15 protein-coding genes and 1 rRNA gene are annotated in these 15,931 nt (G+C 61.9%); 6 read left to right on the top strand and 10 right to left on the bottom strand.

All coding sequences use genetic code 11. The features are described from left to right. Positions 1–4: 4 nt before the first annotated feature. Entirely contained in the window at positions 5–2,338 is a 2,334-nt protein-coding gene (locus BM079_RS16005) for an AsmA family protein (RefSeq protein WP_090136118.1), read from the bottom strand. 259 nt (positions 2,339–2,597) lie between these two features. Here BM079_RS16005 and hisB point away from each other — a divergent pair, with 259 nt between their 5' ends. Genes hisB through hisF form a run of 4 tightly spaced genes read left to right on the top strand, consistent with a single transcriptional unit; the run spans position 2,598 to position 5,478 of the window. Further along, complete coding sequence (gene hisB / locus BM079_RS16010) at positions 2,598–3,197, top strand: imidazoleglycerol-phosphate dehydratase HisB (protein WP_090136120.1); 600 nt, start codon at positions 2,598–2,600, stop codon at positions 3,195–3,197. Between the two features lie 51 nt (positions 3,198–3,248). Then, positions 3,249–3,893 carry an imidazole glycerol phosphate synthase subunit HisH gene (hisH, locus tag BM079_RS16015; RefSeq protein WP_090136121.1) on the top strand — a complete coding sequence of 215 codons (645 nt, stop codon included), beginning with the start codon at positions 3,249–3,251 and terminating at the stop codon, positions 3,891–3,893. A gap of 48 nt (positions 3,894–3,941) precedes the next feature. Continuing rightward, on the top strand, positions 3,942–4,688 hold the full coding sequence (gene hisA / locus BM079_RS16020; RefSeq protein WP_090136123.1) for a 1-(5-phosphoribosyl)-5-[(5-phosphoribosylamino)methylideneamino]imidazole-4-carboxamide isomerase: 747 nt from the start codon (positions 3,942–3,944) through the stop codon (positions 4,686–4,688). A gap of 16 nt (positions 4,689–4,704) precedes the next feature. Further along, positions 4,705–5,478, top strand: coding sequence for an imidazole glycerol phosphate synthase subunit HisF (gene hisF, locus BM079_RS16025; protein ID WP_090136125.1), 774 nt, complete (start codon positions 4,705–4,707; stop codon positions 5,476–5,478). Between the two features lie 54 nt (positions 5,479–5,532). On the opposite strand, the gene BM079_RS16030 is transcribed toward hisF, so the two are convergent. Both BM079_RS16030 and BM079_RS16035 read right to left on the bottom strand, forming a co-directional pair. Beyond that, the gene (locus BM079_RS16030; RefSeq protein WP_322787949.1) at positions 5,533–6,135 is read right to left on the bottom strand and encodes a YjaG family protein; all 603 of its coding nucleotides are present in this window, start codon (positions 6,133–6,135) and stop codon (positions 5,533–5,535) included. Between the two features lie 126 nt (positions 6,136–6,261). Further along, positions 6,262–6,555, bottom strand: coding sequence for an MGMT family protein (locus BM079_RS16035; protein WP_090136127.1), 294 nt, complete (start codon positions 6,553–6,555; stop codon positions 6,262–6,264). A gap of 73 nt (positions 6,556–6,628) precedes the next feature. Between BM079_RS16035 and BM079_RS16040 the strand changes: the two genes are divergently transcribed. Further along, on the top strand, positions 6,629–7,303 hold the full coding sequence (locus BM079_RS16040) for a type 1 glutamine amidotransferase (protein WP_090136155.1): 675 nt from the start codon (positions 6,629–6,631) through the stop codon (positions 7,301–7,303). 3 nt (positions 7,304–7,306) lie between these two features. Here the strand turns inward: BM079_RS16040 and mnmH are convergent, their stop codons facing one another. From mnmH to BM079_RS16070, 6 genes are all read right to left on the bottom strand, one after another. Beyond that, positions 7,307–8,425: a tRNA 2-selenouridine(34) synthase MnmH gene (mnmH, locus tag BM079_RS16045; RefSeq protein ID WP_175489739.1), complete on the bottom strand. Its 1,119-nt coding sequence runs from the start codon at positions 8,423–8,425 to the stop codon at positions 7,307–7,309. A 1-nt stretch (position 8,426) separates the two neighbouring features. Then, a complete protein-coding gene (selD, locus tag BM079_RS16050) occupies positions 8,427–9,464 on the bottom strand; it encodes a selenide, water dikinase SelD (protein ID WP_090136132.1) in 1,038 nt (345 codons plus the stop codon). Between the two features lie 101 nt (positions 9,465–9,565). Next, entirely contained in the window at positions 9,566–10,945 is a 1,380-nt protein-coding gene (gene radA / locus BM079_RS16055; RefSeq protein ID WP_090136134.1) for a DNA repair protein RadA, read from the bottom strand. Between the two features lie 96 nt (positions 10,946–11,041). Next, positions 11,042–11,521: a copper resistance protein NlpE N-terminal domain-containing protein gene (locus tag BM079_RS16060; RefSeq protein WP_090136136.1), complete on the bottom strand. Its 480-nt coding sequence runs from the start codon at positions 11,519–11,521 to the stop codon at positions 11,042–11,044. 126 nt (positions 11,522–11,647) lie between these two features. Beyond that, entirely contained in the window at positions 11,648–12,757 is a 1,110-nt protein-coding gene (locus BM079_RS16065; protein WP_090136138.1) for an alkene reductase, read from the bottom strand. A gap of 117 nt (positions 12,758–12,874) precedes the next feature. Then, on the bottom strand, positions 12,875–14,485 hold the full coding sequence (locus BM079_RS16070; RefSeq protein WP_090136140.1) for an alkaline phosphatase family protein: 1,611 nt from the start codon (positions 14,483–14,485) through the stop codon (positions 12,875–12,877). Between the two features lie 127 nt (positions 14,486–14,612). Here BM079_RS16070 and hisC point away from each other — a divergent pair, with 127 nt between their 5' ends. Beyond that, complete coding sequence (gene hisC / locus BM079_RS16075; protein WP_090136143.1) at positions 14,613–15,686, top strand: histidinol-phosphate transaminase; 1,074 nt, start codon at positions 14,613–14,615, stop codon at positions 15,684–15,686. A 94-nt stretch (positions 15,687–15,780) separates the two neighbouring features. Here hisC and rrf read toward each other — a convergent pair. Then, positions 15,781–15,896: ribosomal RNA gene (gene rrf / locus BM079_RS16080) — 5S ribosomal RNA — on the bottom strand. Positions 15,897–15,931: the final 35 nt, after the last annotated feature.

Consider the following 15,931-nt stretch of genomic DNA (forward strand, 5'->3'; position numbering starts at 1 on the left):
AGAGTTACTGAAAAAGCCCTTTGATGGCATTTTTCAGGTTGTTGCCGGAATCCTCGCCCAGCTTCTCCTCGATACGCTGGCCCAGCCTGCCCTCGAGTTGATCATCAAGGTGCTCGCGCAGCTTCTGCTGCCCTTCGCTGGCTGCCGCCTTTTGCAGAATGACGCGAAAGGCATCGGTATCGAAGTGACACCATTGGGCCGGGGAAGCTTTCAGATCCCCGGAGCAGCGTATCGGCAACTGTATCCGGCTCAGGCCGTGACTGACCGGGCACCCCTGGGTATCGGCAGTGTCGACCAGCCGGGCGGCCAGCGCCACGTCCAGATCCTGCGCTCCCAGGTCGATCTGACCACTGCCGGTCATGTCGATGCCAGGCAGCGACACTTCAAGGTCGTCATTCTTGACGACACCATCAGCAATATTGAAGGTGGCGGCGAGTCGGTTGAACTCGGTATCACTGCCCCATTCATGCGAGCTGCTGTTGCCCTGCAGCATGGCCGCCGTCGTGCACAGCTGTCCCGGGAGATTGATACCGATCATGGCACCGTCGGTGACATTGAACGCCGCCTTGCCATCAAGGTGGGCCAGCAGCGAAGCCTCGTTATCCGCCGCCGCGGACAGGCTTGCACTGGCATCAAGCGTGCCGCGAAAGAGATCCTCACGCCCCAGAGCGTCGTGCAGCAGCGGCTGCAGCGCCACACCCGATAGGCGTGGCTCAAACGAGAATCCGGTGGATGAGGGGGCCAGGGTCATGGCGCCACTGGCCTTGAGCGTCCCCTGGTAGAGATCGGCCGCAAGCGTGGAGAGTCGATAGTGCCCGTCGCGCCCGTGAGCCTTCAGCGCGACGTTGTCGAGATGAAGGTCAAACGCCTTGAGCGCTTCCAGTCGCAGAGCAAGGTCAAGATCAAGCTTTTGGATCAGCGCTCGAGCGGCATCACCTGAGGCACCGTCCTGTTCGGTAGTAGGGGCTGTCTCGTCCTGCCCAGCCTGCGGCGCGCCATCCGGCTGCGTGGATTCTGCAGGCCGTGACGGCAGGTAGCGATCCAGATCCAGCGAGTCACCCTTGAGATCAGCGTGCAGAAGCGGTGATTCAAGGCCTGCCGAGGCGGCGCCCGTGAAAGCCGCGCCATCGATATCGAAGGCCAGATTCTTCAGCTGTGCCACGCGATCATTGCCCTCAAGATCGGTCGAAAAACCGACCTGCTGCAGCGCCTGTGCATCTGCCATTGGCGGCAGCTTGCCCAGTCGCTCCAGCCAGCTGCGAAGATCGAAAGGCGCCATCTCGATATGTCCTTTCCAGTGCGGCGCCTCATCAAGATTGCGAACCTCGCCGCTACCAGTCAGACGCAGCAGCTGGCCGCTGCTGAGCGTCAATGCGGTCAGTACCGCATGGCTGTCTTTCAGCGACACCTCAGCGCTGGCCTCGCCGCTCAACGGCAGAGCGTGCTCTCCCAGCGACGGTAAATAAAGAGTGCTGTCGAAGGCGGCGTCCCTGGCGATATAGCGCTGCTCTCCCGGATCAGCGGACAGCTTCGAGACATTGAGACTGAAATTCTGGTCGTGCGCATCATCCAGCGCCGGCAGGTGAAGGGCGCCTTTCAGCGCCAGATTGTTCAGGGTGTAGACGGCGCTGTCGAGATCAAGACTGGCCTGGCTTTTCAGACTGATGTTGCCCTTCATTTCAGGCCGGGCGCCTTCCACGGCAAAGGAGAGCTCCAGCGGGAAGGTATCCCCGGAGGTCACATTGGTGGCCTGCAGCGCCAGCGAGGAGAGCGTCACATCACGATCATGCTGATGATCCAAAAAGTGCACCTGCCCATCGCTGACCTGCACGCTGGCAATGTCCATCGCCAACGGTCGATCGCCCGCTGTCGTCACGCGCCGGGGCCGGCGCGACGGAGAGGCCTGAGGCGCGCTGTCCTGACGGGCGATGGTATCGGTCAGCATCTGCCAGTTGCCACGCCCCTGCTCATCGCGCTGGAGATTGAGACGCAGCCCGTCAAGGGTAAAGCCGTCGACCTCGATATTGCCGCTCAGAAGAGGCGCAAACCGGATACGCGCCTCGGCCTGTTTGAAGGCGGCAAAGGGTGTCTCCTCATCGGTCTGGTCCGGAAGACGGGCCGAAGCGTCCTCGATGGTCACCCCGATACGCGGATAAAATGTCCAGGACAGAGGCCCGTTGAGCGACAGTTCCAGCCCCGTGCGCTCGCGAACGGCGTCTGCCAGCCGCGGCTTGAGATCGTTGGGGTCGAGAAAGGTCGTGGCATAAATGACCACGGCCACGGCCAGCAGTCCCAGCACGCCCATCGCCGCCAGCACTATCCTGAACAACGCTTTCATTGATTACTCTCCAGGAAATCCTGTTTCACTCGATCATGCCCTGACACGCCCGGCCGGCCTGCCCTGAAACAGCCTGCTGGCTGCGCTCACCAGTGTAGCGGATGGCGACTCCCCTTCTCTATAATGCCACGCTGGCGCAGCCCTCAGACGCTCGTCACAATATCCCGGCGCATCGAGCCGCGCAGGCGTGCCCCGCTTTTGTTATCGTTGTGATCCATTACGCCTTCAGGGCGATGATCCTTTTCCACAGGGAGCCTTCATGACCCAGTCGCCGCGACGCGCCAGCATTTCCCGTCATACCAGCGAAACGAAGATCAGCGTCACGCTCGACCTTGACGGCCAGGGCGAGCTGAACGCCGATACCGGCGTGCCCTTTTTCGAGCACATGCTCGATCAGATTGCCCGCCACGGCATGATTGATCTGACAGTTCATGCCGACGGTGATCGCCATATTGACGATCATCACACGGTTGAAGACACCGGCATCACTCTGGGCCAGGCCTTTGCCGAGGCGCTGGGCGACAAGCGCGGCATTCATCGTTACGGGCACGCCTATGTCCCGCTGGATGAGGCGCTCTCACGGGTGGTGATCGACTTCTCCGGCCGCCCGGGACTTTTCATGAACGCTGCCTTTACCCGCGACACCATCGGCGCCTTCGACACCCAGCTGGTCTCCGAGTTCTTTCAGGGATTTGCCAGCCATGCCAGAGCGACCGTGCATATCGACAACCTCAAGGGCGACAACGCGCATCATCAGGTCGAGACCATCTTCAAGGCCTTCGGTCGTGCCCTGCGCATGGCGGTCTCCCCCGACGAGCGCATGGCGGGGCGTATCGCCTCGACCAAGGGCAGCCTGTAACCCAATATCATTCGGTCGATGGACTGTCGGCCGGCGAGGAGCGTGTCCAGCATGACGATTGCCATCATCGATTACGGCATGGGCAACCTGCATTCGGTGGCCAAGGCCATCGAGCACGTCAGCCCGGATGAGCGGGTCACCATCACGCGGGATGCCCGTGCCATCAAGGGCGCCTCGCGGGTCGTACTGCCCGGCCAGGGCGCCATCCGTGACTGCATGGGGGAGCTTGAACGCACCGAGCTGACCGGCCTGGTCAAGGAGCTTCTCCTTGATGCCAGCAAACCGCTGCTGGGCATTTGTGTCGGTCAGCAGATGCTGATGGACAAAAGCGAGGAAAACGGCGGCGTGCGCTGTCTGGGCTATATGCCCGGCCGAGTCACCCGCTTTGACGATACGGCCGTGGACGAGCAGGGAGAGCGGCTCAAGGTTCCCCACATGGGATGGAACCGCGTTCATCAGCACCACATGCACCCACTCTGGGAGGGCATTCCGACCGGTGAGCGGTTCTACTTCGTGCACAGCTACTTTGTCCGGGTCGATGACGATGATCATGCGATGGGTTATATCGACTACGCCGGCAGCCGTGCTCATGTGGCCACCGGTCGTGACGCCGTCTTTGCCGTACAGTTTCACCCGGAAAAAAGCGCCGATGCCGGCCTCAGGCTGCTGGCCAACTTTGTGACCTGGTCGCCCTGACCCTGCCTGCGGCCAAAACATTTCACGACAAGGATCAAAGGAACCCCCATGCTGGTCATCCCCGCCATCGACCTGAAAAACGGTCAGTGTGTTCGCCTCAAACAGGGCCGTATGGAAGACTCGACCACCTATGGTGAAGACCCGGTGGCCATGGCACAGCGCTGGGTCGATGCCGGCGCACGGCGCCTGCACCTGGTCGATCTTGACGGTGCTTTCGAAGGCCGTCCGGTCAATGCTGATGCCGTCAGGGCGATTGCCAGGCGCTTCCCGGATCTGCCCATTCAGATCGGCGGTGGCATTCGCAACCGCGAGGTCATCCAGAGCTATCTCGACGCCGGTGTCAGCTGGGTGATCATCGGCACCCAGGCCGTCCGTGATCCGGACTTCGTGCGACAGATGTGCAAGGAGTTCCCCGGTCATATCATGGTCGGGCTCGACGCCCGTGACGGCTATGTCGCCACCGACGGCTGGGCGGAAGTATCCACCATGCGTGCCGTGGATCTGGCTCGTCATTTCGCCGAGGATGGCGTCAGCGCCATCATTTATACCGACATTTCACGCGATGGCATGATGAACGGCGTCAATGTCGAATCGACGGTCGAAATGGCCAGTCACGGCGGCGTGCCGGTGATCGCTTCCGGTGGCGTGACCGACATCGAGGACGTGCAGAAGCTGGCGGATGTGGCCGCCTCGGGCATTATCGGCGCCATCACCGGACGCGCCATCTATGAAGACAGGCTCGATCTGACCGAAGCCCAGACCCTGTGTGACACCATCGAAGCACAGCGCCACTGAATGCCCGGAGAAGCAGATGACACTGGCAAAACGCATCATCCCCTGCCTGGACGTGGATCGTGGTCGCGTGGTCAAGGGCGTCAACTTTCTGGGCATTCGGGACGCCGGTGATCCAGTCGAAGTGGCACGGCGCTATAACGAGCAGAACGCCGACGAGATTACCTTTCTCGACATCACCGCCAGCCATGAGGCTCGAGGCACCACGCTCGACATGGTCAGCCGGATCGCCGGAGAGGTGTTCATTCCGCTGACGGTCGGCGGTGGCATCCGCAGCTGCGACAATATTCGGGCGCTGCTCAATGCCGGAGCCGACAAGGTCTCGATCAATACAGCCGCCGTCACTGATCCCGACTTCGTGTATGAAGCCGCCGAGCGGTTTGGCAGCCAGTGCATTGTCGTGGCCATCGATGCCAAGCGGGTCAGCGAGGACGACGAGCCGCCGCGCTGGGAGATCTTCACTCACGGCGGGCGACGGCCGACCGGACTCGACGCCGTGGCGTGGTCACGCAAGATGGTGGAATACGGCGCCGGTGAGCTGCTGGTCACCAGCATGGACCGTGACGGCACCCGGGAAGGTTTTGATCTGGGCGTCACCCGGGCCATCAGTGATGCGGTTTCGGTACCGGTCATCGCCTCGGGCGGGGTCGGCAATCTTGATCATCTGGTAGCCGGTGTGAAGGAAGGCGGCGCCGATGCGGTACTGGCCGCCAGCATTTTTCATTTCGGTGAGTACACCATCGAGCAGGCCAAGCAGCACATGGCCCGCCATGGCATCGAAATGCGCCTTTGACTGATGACACGGCGCCGACACCCGGCGCCGTGTCTTTCTGCCCCTTCGCCCCCTCTATTCGGCCGTCAGCCCCAGATTACTGATGCCTTCGTTTCTGCCCAGCGTTCGCAGTTCGCGAAGGCCGGCGCGGTCCAGCGCCTGCGTCTCAACGCTTTCCAGCACCGCCAGCTGAAACGCTCGCTCGTCCGCCATCAGAGCGTGATCATCGATCAGCGTCTCGCGTTCGGTATCATCAACAATGCCTTCGCCGGCACTCATCTCGATAAAGCGCTCGATACCACCGATGGACAGGCGACTGACATCAACGCTCGCCTCCACTGCCGGACCCGACAGCACATCCATGCAGGCCGACAGGGCCAGCGTCAGATCGCGGGCAATCCGCGCCCCGAAGCTGTCGTCATCATCCGGCGGTTCACAGGCGGCAAGCTTTTCCGCCTGTCGCTCGAAATTGATGCGGGCATCGCGCACGCCGAGACTTTCCCAGACCAACGCCAGAATGCTGGTCACACCGTGGGTATCCCCCGCGTCACCGAGCTCGGCATACAGGCGATAGTTGGGCATCAATCGCTCGCTCAACGCCGCCATGAAGGCCAGTGCCTGAGAAGACGACAGCGTCCGCAGACGCTTTTCAAAACCCGGTGCAATCATGATGGGCATCAATGCTGCTCCCTGCTCGAAATGGATCATGAGGATGTCATGACGGTGTCGCCCTGACGCCGGAGGCGTCCCCGTTGTTGATGTGCCTTGCGCAGGTTACAGGCCGGCCGAAGATGTTTGTAACACTCAGGGCCAGAAGAAGCGTTCCGGAATCCGCCCGCGCGCATCGAATATCACCCCTTCGGCGCTCAATAGCTCGCGCTGCTCAAGCGCCCCCTCGTGGTGGGCAAGACGACCGCCGGCAGCCACCACCCGATGCCAGGGCAGGGTATGGCCTTTGGGCAACAGGCGCAGCAGTGCACCAATGGAGCGCGCCGTAGCCCCCTCCGTCATTTTTGCAATGGTCCCATAGGTCGTCACACGCCCTTCAGGGATGCGGGCGATAATCGTAGTGGCCTGCTCACGGACAGCATCATGCATGGCATTTCCCGGTGTCTTTCCATATCGGTGTATGCTGGACGATCAGCCTATCGTTATCCATCATGGCCCTATCATGCATATCTATTTTTTACAGCATGCGTCTCACTTTGGACCGGCCCGGCTGGCGGACTGGTTGACCAGCATGGGCCACAGTTTCAATGTCTGTCGGCTTCACAGCGATGAGGTGCCGCCCCGTCCCGGTGATTTCGATGCCCTGATCGTGCTCGGCGGTCCCGAGCAGGTCGTGACTCACGGCTGGGCCAAACGCGAACAGCATCTTATCGAGCGCACGCTCAAGAGTTCAAAGCCGATGATGGGGCTGGGCTACGGTGCCGAGCTGATTGCCGCATCGCTGGGCGCCATCGTCTCTCCCAACACCCAGGGCGAATTCGGCTGGCAGTCGATACGCGGTAACGAGGTGGGCGATCTTGACCTGCCGGCCCGCTTTGAAGCCTTTTTGTGGCATCGGCGCATCTTCGGGCTGCCGGAAGGTGCCGTCTCGATCGGTGCCAGCGAGGCCAGTCCCCTGCAGGGATTCACCTGGGATGGGGCACGCGTGGTCGCCATGCACTGTCATCTGGAGGCCACACCGGACTGGGTCCGAGCGTTGACCGAACTCGAGGCCCACAGCCTGACAACGCCGGGCCCCTGGGTGCAGTCACGTGATGAGATGCTCAGGGACAGCCGCCGCTTTGCCCAGCAGGCGGCCATCCTTGACCGGGTCATGATCGACTGGCTGCGCCTTTGACTTTCAGGTATCACCACTATGACGCTGCTGCTCGACGGCGTCGCGCACAAAGGCCAGAACCTCCTCCCACGTGCCGGTAAATGCCGGCGCCTGTTCGGCCCGGCTCAGCTGATAGCGATACATGGGATCGTAGTACTCGCTCAGAAGCGGCGAGAGCCAGCCATCATGCGCCTGACTGTCACCGGTGGTGGCATGCGCCTCGAAGGCCTGTTGCTGCAGCTGTAAAAGCCGCTCAAGGCGAGCACTTCCCAGCCGCTTTTTCAGCCGCACCAGCGCACTGACCAGCTGACGGCGCATCAGCGCCCAGCCCAGCCAGGGGCCGTAGGCGCTGCGATACTGCGTCCAGAGATCATCGATATAGTCACGCCGGATCTGGTCCAGCCGCCACGCCAGCGGCATTTCGATCAGCACCCTTGGCGCCGCACAGAGCCCCTGCCAGAGCGCCAGAGGAATCTCGACGCTGCCGATGCGTCGGGATTCATCCTCGAAGACATAGGGCGCGCGGCGATCGGCCAGATCCATCGACAGCGTGTGCTCGAAATCGATCTGCGACGGCGGCTGGCCGGGCTGGCGTCCAAAGCTTGATCCCTTGTGATGCGCATGACCTTCCAGATCGATACCGCCGTCGAGCGCCTTGATCATATCGGTCTTGGCACAGCCGGTCAGCCCGGCAATCACCAGTGACGGTTCGGCCGCCGCCTGCTCGGTCACCGTCATCAGCGTTCGCCGCGCCGCCTTGAATCCACCCTTCAGCCGAGGACATTCCAGCCCCTCTTCCGCCAGCCAGCGCTGAACGATCCCGGAGCGCTGGCCGCCCCGGGCGCAGTAGATTACGGCATCCGGGTGACGGGCGATGACATCACGCCAGGCCGCCATGCGGTCTTCGCGCAGAGCGCCGCTGACCAGCTGATGGCCCAGCCTGAGGGCGGCATCACCGCCGTTGTGGCGGTAGCAGGTACCGACCTGTGCTCGCTCGTCATCATCCATCAGCGGCAGATTGATGGCTCCGGGCAGCGCGCCCTGGGAAAACTCGACCGGTGCACGCACGTCAATCAGCAGCGACGGGGTCCTGAGCTGTTCAAGCGTCGGGACAAGCTGTTCTCCCTTTCGAGTACTGGACATGCTATTGCTGGACATGGAAGACCGCTTCGCCCGCTCGTGTCACACATTCGCCGAAGGCCTCCAGCGTCAGACCGTGCTCGCGGCCGATACGCTCGACGTCATCTTCATAGGCGGGATCAACAGCCAGTACCAGACCACCTGAGGTCTGTGGATCACAGAGCCACTGCCAGTGATAGTCATCCATGATCGGCATCAGTTTGCCCATGGCGTGATGGTTGCGCGCCGTACCGCCCGGCACGGCACCCTGACGCAGATAGCCATCCGCCTCCGGGATACGGGGCAGACGCTTGAAGTCGATCTTCGCGGCGACATTGCTGGCCGTGCAGATCTCGCCCAGATGCCCGGCCAGACCAAATCCGGTCACATCGGTCATGGCATGCACGCCGGGCACCGTGGCCAGCTTCTGACCAATGGCATTGGTGCGCAGCATGGTGTCACGGGCCAGCCCATGGTGCTCCGGTGCCAGCAGGCCACGCTTTTCCGCTGTGGTCAGTACGCCCACGCCCAGCGGCTTGGTCAGATAGAGTCGATCACCGGGGCGCGCGCCGTTGTTGCGCTTCAGGTGCTCGAGCTGGACCAGACCATTGACGGCCAGACCAAAGATGGGCTCCGGCGCGTCAATGGAGTGGCCGCCGGCCAGGGCCAGCCCCAGCTCGCGACATACCGACTGAGCACCGGCAAGCACCTCACCGGCAATCTTTGGCGAGAGGGTGTTGACCGGCCAGCCCAGGATGCCCAGCGCCATGATGGGTCGTCCGCCCATGGCGAAGACATCGCTGATGGCATTGGTGGCAGCGATGCGGCCGAAGTCAAAGGGATCATCCACGATCGGCATGAAAAAGTCGGTCGTGGCAATCAGGCCCTGGCCGTCGCCCAGATCGTAGACGGCGGCATCCTCGCGGTCCTGATTGCCGACAATCAGCTTGTCACTGAAGGCACCGGGACCGGCATTTTTCAGCATCGAATCCAGCACGTCCGGTGCAATCTTGCAGCCGCAGCCGGCGCCGTGGCTGTACTGGGTCAGACGAATCTGTGTCATGAACTCTCCCCTGTGTGCTCCACAATATTATCGATGGTCTTCACCAGACTGTGGCACCGTTACCGACATTTCGACCAGCAGACGATAGCAGCCTGTCCGGACTAGATGGCCTCGAGCGCTTCCGAGAGATGGTCAACGGCAATGACTTCCATGCCGGCCGGCGCCTTTTTCGGTGCATTGCCTCTTGGAACGATGGCGCGGGTAAAGCCGTGCTTGGAGGCCTCGACAATGCGCTCCTGACCGCTGGGCACCGGACGAATTTCCCCTGAGAGCCCAACCTCGCCAAACACCACCAGCTCGCGCGGCAGCGAACGATTCTGAAGGCTTGAGACCACGGCCAGCAGTACGGCCAGATCCGCGCTGGTCTCCAGCACCTTCATGCCGCCGACCACGTTGATGAACACATCCTGATCGCCGGTAAACAGGCCGCCGTGGCGATGAAGCACCGCCAGCAACATGGCCAGGCGCTGAGCATCCAGACCGACTGCTACGCGTCGCGGATTGCCCAGCGCCGACTCGTCCAGCAGCGCCTGTACCTCGACCAGAAGCGGCCGCGTCCCTTCCCAGACCACCATGACCAGACTGCCGGGGGCCATCTCTTCTCCACGGGAGAGGAAGATGGCGCTGGGGTTTTTCACTTCCCGCAGCCCCTGCTCCATCATGGCAAAGACCCCCAGCTCGTTCACCGCGCCAAAGCGATTCTTCTGCCCGCGCAGGGTGCGAAAGCGCGAATCCGAACTGCCCTCGAGCAGCAGCGAGGCATCGATCATGTGCTCCAGCACGCGTGGCCCGGCCAGGGCGCCATCCTTGGTGACATGTCCTACCAGCATCAACACCGTATTGGTCTGCTTGGCAAAGCGGGTCAGCGCTGCGGCCGATTCACGTACCTGCGCCACACCGCCCGGCGCCGAGGACACGTCTTCCAGATGCATGGTCTGGATGGAATCAATGATCAATACGGCAGGCTTTTCCCGCTCGGCCATGCCGAGAATGGTTTCGACGCTGGTTTCGGCCAGCATCGACAGCCCCTGAGTGGGCAGCGAGAGACGATGGGCACGCATGGCCACCTGCGACAGCGACTCCTCGCCGGTGACATAGACCACACGATGCTGCTGGGCGAGATGACAGGCGGTCTGCAACAGCAGCGTCGACTTGCCGGCACCCGGATCACCGCCCAGAAGAACGGCGCCGCCGGGTACCAGGCCGCCGCCCAGCACGCGATCAAATTCACCGTAGGTGGTGGAAAAGCGTGGCAGCTCACTGAGATCGACCTCCGCCAGGTCGGTCAGCGCCACACCGGCACCGCCGGCATAGCCCTGACGAGCAGTACTTCCCGCACTGCCACCGCCGGGACGGGAAGCACTTGAAAGCCGTATCTCGGTCAACGTATTCCATTCGCGGCAGTTGCTGCACTGCCCCTGCCACTTGGAATACTCGGCACCGCATTCGGTGCATACAAATGCACTTTTGGCCTTTGCCATGCTGCCTGCCTGCTCACTTCGATGATTTCAGACATGAAAAAGGGCGGCCTGGCGCCGCCCTCCGGTCAACACTGCCACAGGGGCAGCATGTCGATATTACTGCTGTCGGGTCAGACGCAGGGTCTCACCGTTTTCGAAGCGACGCAGCTGCGGGTCTACCAGCTCAAGCGTGGCGTCATTGACGCGCTCGAAGTAGTACACCTGGCCTTCACCGGACGGCGTCAGCTCGTAAACGGTTGCCGAAGGATCATCCTGCATGCCGCTGATCACGTCCCAGTTGCCGGTGTAGGTTTCGGTCGGCGGATTCTGGGGGTGATTCTGGTACTGTGCGTCCAGTTCGAACGTACGCTGCTGCGGATCGGTCGCTTTCTCGTCACCCTTCAGGTTGACGGTCAGCGCAATGCCGCTGCAGTTGCGACACGGCAGCGTGCCCGTGTAGGTCCGGGTTTCGCTCTGCGCCTGTGAGGAGGCCGCTGTGGCGCCGGTGTTGTCGGTACCCTGTTCACCGCCGGTACCGGCACAGCCCGCCAGCAGCGCCATCAGTGCCGAACCGGCCAGCAACGTTTTCATCTGCATGAAGCTTACTCCTGATGCCTGTTTTCTGGCCGTTGAAACGACCGGTGCCCCCTAGCATAGCTGTTTGCCGGGGGCGCCGGAAAGACACTAACGTATATAGAGTCACTATGGCAGGGTCAAAGTTCCTCAGCGGGCCTGTTCGTTCAAAAAGGGATAGTCGGTATAGCCCTTTTCATCGCCGCCATAGAAGGTGTCGGGATCCGGTTCGGCCAGCTCGGCGCCAAGACGAAAGCGCTCGGGCAAGTCGGGGTTGGCAATGAACGGTCGTCCGAAAACAGCCGCATCGCCAATGCCGCGCTCGATCAGATCCACTTCATTCTGTGCCGTGTAGTGACCGCAGAACAGCAGGGCACCATGACGGAAACGGGCGCGCAGGGCGCGACGGAAATCATCGGTCAGGTGGATATCATCGCCGGCCCAGTCGGGCTCATTGACGTGCAGGTAGGCCAGCTCGCGCACATTGAGCTGCTCGGCCAGATAAAAGGCCATCTGTTCGGACTCGTCATCCTTGAGCCCGAAAATCTCGATAAACGGCGAGATGCGAATACCGACCCGGTCGTAGCCAAAGACGCTGGCCACCGCATCGACGATTTCAAGCACGACCCTGGCACGGTTCTCGATCGAGCCACCGTAGCGGTCGGTGCGCTGATTGGAGCCGGTCGCCAGAAACTGCTGTAGCAGATAGGCGTTGGCAGCGTGCACTTCGACCATGTCAAAGCCGGCACGCATGGCACGCACGGCAGCGAGCCGATAGTCCTCGACCAGTCCGGGAATCTCTTCGGTTTCGAGCGCCCGCGGCGTGCTGGCATCCTCACGACCGGAGCTGCCGTCCTCGAACTCGACAAAGGCCTGCGCACCTTCACCGCGCAGGGCGCTGGGCGCTACTGGCGCCTGCCCTTCGGGCTGGACACGCTCGTTGGAAACGCGCCCGACATGCCAGAGCTGCAGCGCGATACGCCCGCCATGAGCATGCACCGATTCAACCACGCCCTTCCAGCCGGCTTCCTGCTCGTCGGTCCAGATACCAGGCGTATAGACATAGCCTGCGGCGGTTGGCGAGATGTTGGTGGCCTCGGCGATGATCAGCCCGGCACCGGCACGTTGACCGTAATAGATCTCCTGCAGGCGGCCCGGGATACGATCCGGCGTGCGTGCACGGGTCAGGGGCGCCATGATGACGCGATTGGGAATTTCCAGTGACCCCAGCTGCAGCGGCTCGAATAAAACATCCTTCATGGTGTAAACCTCCGTGTTCGAGAACGCTCATGAGAACGTCGTTCAACTCAAACGTCCTATGTGGCGACTGTTAGCCTGCTTATCAAGTCCCGATATTTGAATATTTCGATATGAGACTCATGGTGCGCTAAAGCCTTCCACCAGACGCTCGCGCAGGGCATCCATACCCCAGTGGGCGCTGCTCTGATCCGGCAGCATGCCCGAGCGCCAGCCCCACTCGTCGAATCGCTGCAGCACACTGGCATCGCGGGTCATGACATGAACCGGCACATCCATGCTGGCACCCTCACCGGTGATCAGAGAGGCCGGCTGATGATCCCCCATGGCAATGACCACCAGACGATCATCGCCGTAATGGGTGACAAAGGACGCCAGGGTCTGCAGCGCATAGTCAACGGACTTGAGATACTGAGCGCGGACGCGATCGCTGTCCTGCCAGACCACATCGGGCGGATCGCCGCTACTGGCCCACTGATTGAAAATGCGACCGTTCCCCACGTCAGACCAATCGATCAGCGGTGGAATCGGTGTCCAGGGGGCATGGCTGGTCAGCGTGGCGATTTCGGCCATGACGGGCGCCCGATCGGTGCCGGCAAGTGCCAGATGCTGCAGGGCCGAATAAGTGTATTGATCCGGCATGGTGATCCAGTTGAACGGCTCGCCTTCATAGCCAAGGTTGCGGGCATCAAGCACCCTGTCGAACTGAAAATAGCGATTGGCCAGCCATTCCGCCGTCAGTGCCGGCTCCACGGCCATGGTCTGCCAGCCGGCGCGACCGAAAAGACGTGCCAGCGAAACCCGCCCGGTATCCATCAGCCAGTTGTAGCGACGCTGTGAGTTGATCCAGAGACCGGATTGCAGTGTGGCGTGGGCCAGCCAGCTCTGTCCGCCGACGGTCGGCGAGGTCAGCCAGGCGCTGCGGGCACCAAACCCTGACCGGCCCAGCTCGCTGTCGATGGCCTTCATGCGCGAGCGCATGACACCAGTGTAGCGCTCGTCTTCCAGTGCCGTACGCCCGTAGGATTCGATGAAGACGAACAGCACATCATGCCCCTTCAGACCGCTCAGGAGCTCTCTGGCAGGTGTTTGCGCCACGGGGTCATGTCCGGCGTGTTCCTTGAGGGCGGCCAGATCCTGCAGGTTCTGACGGGACTGCATGACGTGTTCGACCACCAGACGTGATGTTTTCGCAGCCGGCGGAGCGTCCGGCGAGAGCGTGACGGCCATCGAGGCCAGCAGTAGTGCGGCCACCATGGACCAGAGCGTCACGCGCCGTCGTTTCGAGTGTTCCGGCGATACCACGCGTGCCAGAGACCGCCACCCGAGCACCATGAGCCCCAGTACAAGCATCAGGATCGCAGCCAGAGCGGCAGCCAGCAGCCAGGCCCTGCCGGCACCCAGCGTACCGCTGAGCACGTTCCATCCAGGCCCCAGCAGTCTCCAGTCCGCAACGGGATCAAAGATGCGCCAGTAGGCCTGCAGGGCCACCATGTCAGCCAGCTTGAGCAATAACACCAGCACCAGGGACACGGCCAGCAGTGATGCCGGCAATCTTCTCAGGCGATGGGGAATATACCAGAGCGCCATCAGCATCAACGGCAGCTCAAGGGGCGGCAGCCATTCGCCGGGATGGCCCAGCGTCGTGATCTGATTGGGCAGCGCCAGCACGATATAGGCCAGCACAAGCGTTATGACCATAACGCCGGTACGTTTGATGCTGTCTGCCAACGCTTTGCCTCCCGCCTACTAGTAGGGGCTTTCAGATTAGCAGATGTTCGCGCATGAACGAGGCTTGCGAACCTGCCGGGCAGGGGTCAACATGCTCTGAACGTATTTCCCCTTTTAGAGAGCAGCGATGAGCAAGTTCTGGAGTCCCGGTGTTGAATCACTCACGCCCTATGTTCCCGGCGAGCAGCCGCGGCAACGCATGATCAAGCTCAATACCAATGAAAACCCCTACCCGCCCTCAGAGGGTGTGGAGGAGGTGCTCAGACACTTCCCGTGTGAACAGCTTCGCCGCTACCCGGACCCGGAGTCGATAGCACTGCGTGACATGCTGGCCAGAACCTACGGCGTCAACCGCGAACAGGTCTTCGTAGGGAATGGCTCGGATGAGGTACTGGCCTTTGCCTTTCGCGCCTTTTTCCAGCGCCAGGGTGAGGCGCTGGCGATTCCGGAGCATACCTACAGCTTCTACCCGGTTTACTGCCAGCTCTATGGTATCGAGCTGCAGAAGCTGCCATTGAACGATCGCTGGGAAATCGCGCTGGAAGACTTTCCAGAGACGGGGCATGCCGGCATCGCCTTTGCCAATCCGAATGCGCCGACCGGACACGCTCATGGCCGTCAGGCCATCAAGTCACTGCTGGAGCGACAGCGTGAGCGCGTGGTGCTGGTCGATGAAGCCTATGACGGCTTTGGCGGCGAGAGCGCGGTGCCCCTGATCGACGATCATCCCAATCTGCTGGTCACCAGCACCTTTTCAAAATCCCGCAGCCTGGCGGGCATGCGAATCGGCTTTGCCATCGGCTCAAGAGCGCTGATCGAGGGACTGGAGCGGATCAAGGATTCGTTCAACTCCTATCCTCTGGATCCACTGGCGAGTGCCGTGGGCATCGCAGCGCTTGAAGACACCCGTCACCATGAAGAGTGCTGTCGCGCCGTCATGGCCACGCGGGAGCGAACTGCTCGCGAGTTGGAGGATATGGGCATGGAGGTGCTGCCCTCGAAGGCCAACTTCCTGTTTGTGAGACCCAAGCACCTGGAGGCCGCCTCGGTCGCAGCCAGCCTGCGCACGGCCGGGATACTGGTTCGCCACTTCTCAAAGGGTGGTCTGTCCGACTGGCTGCGGATCTCGATAGGTAGCGATGAGGAGATGACGGCACTTCTCGAGGCCCTACGGTCACTGCCACCCTCGTCCGGGGCGTGACGTGCGGGCGGCCACGGGCGTGGCCGCCCGGCGCGGCATTTTCCGAGCGCACATGAAAGAACCCCGGTCCATTGGACCGGGGTTCGGAAGGGGTGCCTGACGATGACCTACTCTCACATGGGGAGACCCCACACTACCATCGGCGCGGAACCGTTTCACTGCCGAGTTCGGGATGGGATCGGGTGGGACCGGCACGCTATGGTCGTCAGGCAATTCTGCAGACCGGCTGCTGTCAGGCAGCCGGT

The organism is Kushneria avicenniae (genome assembly GCF_900112585.1).
Taxonomy (GTDB): domain Bacteria; phylum Pseudomonadota; class Gammaproteobacteria; order Pseudomonadales; family Halomonadaceae; genus Kushneria; species Kushneria avicenniae.

Excerpts from the sequence above, each read along its gene's own strand:
- BM079_RS16005 (WP_090136118.1), bottom strand. The coding sequence starts at position 2,338 with ATGAAAGCGTTGTTCAGGATAGTGCTGGCGGCGATGGGCGTGCTGGGA.
- hisB (WP_090136120.1), top strand. The coding sequence starts at position 2,598 with ATGACCCAGTCGCCGCGACGCGCCAGCATTTCCCGTCATACCAGCGAA.
- hisH (WP_090136121.1), top strand. The coding sequence starts at position 3,249 with ATGACGATTGCCATCATCGATTACGGCATGGGCAACCTGCATTCGGTG.
- hisA (WP_090136123.1), top strand. The coding sequence starts at position 3,942 with ATGCTGGTCATCCCCGCCATCGACCTGAAAAACGGTCAGTGTGTTCGC.
- hisF (WP_090136125.1), top strand. The coding sequence starts at position 4,705 with ATGACACTGGCAAAACGCATCATCCCCTGCCTGGACGTGGATCGTGGT.
- BM079_RS16030 (WP_322787949.1), bottom strand. The coding sequence starts at position 6,135 with ATGCCCATCATGATTGCACCGGGTTTTGAAAAGCGTCTGCGGACGCTG.
- BM079_RS16035 (WP_090136127.1), bottom strand. The coding sequence starts at position 6,555 with ATGCATGATGCTGTCCGTGAGCAGGCCACTACGATTATCGCCCGCATC.
- BM079_RS16040 (WP_090136155.1), top strand. The coding sequence starts at position 6,629 with ATGCATATCTATTTTTTACAGCATGCGTCTCACTTTGGACCGGCCCGG.
- mnmH (WP_175489739.1), bottom strand. The coding sequence starts at position 8,425 with ATGTCCAGTACTCGAAAGGGAGAACAGCTTGTCCCGACGCTTGAACAG.
- selD (WP_090136132.1), bottom strand. The coding sequence starts at position 9,464 with ATGACACAGATTCGTCTGACCCAGTACAGCCACGGCGCCGGCTGCGGC.
- radA (WP_090136134.1), bottom strand. The coding sequence starts at position 10,945 with ATGGCAAAGGCCAAAAGTGCATTTGTATGCACCGAATGCGGTGCCGAG.
- BM079_RS16060 (WP_090136136.1), bottom strand. The coding sequence starts at position 11,521 with ATGCAGATGAAAACGTTGCTGGCCGGTTCGGCACTGATGGCGCTGCTG.
- BM079_RS16065 (WP_090136138.1), bottom strand. The coding sequence starts at position 12,757 with ATGAAGGATGTTTTATTCGAGCCGCTGCAGCTGGGGTCACTGGAAATT.
- hisC (WP_090136143.1), top strand. The coding sequence starts at position 14,613 with ATGAGCAAGTTCTGGAGTCCCGGTGTTGAATCACTCACGCCCTATGTT.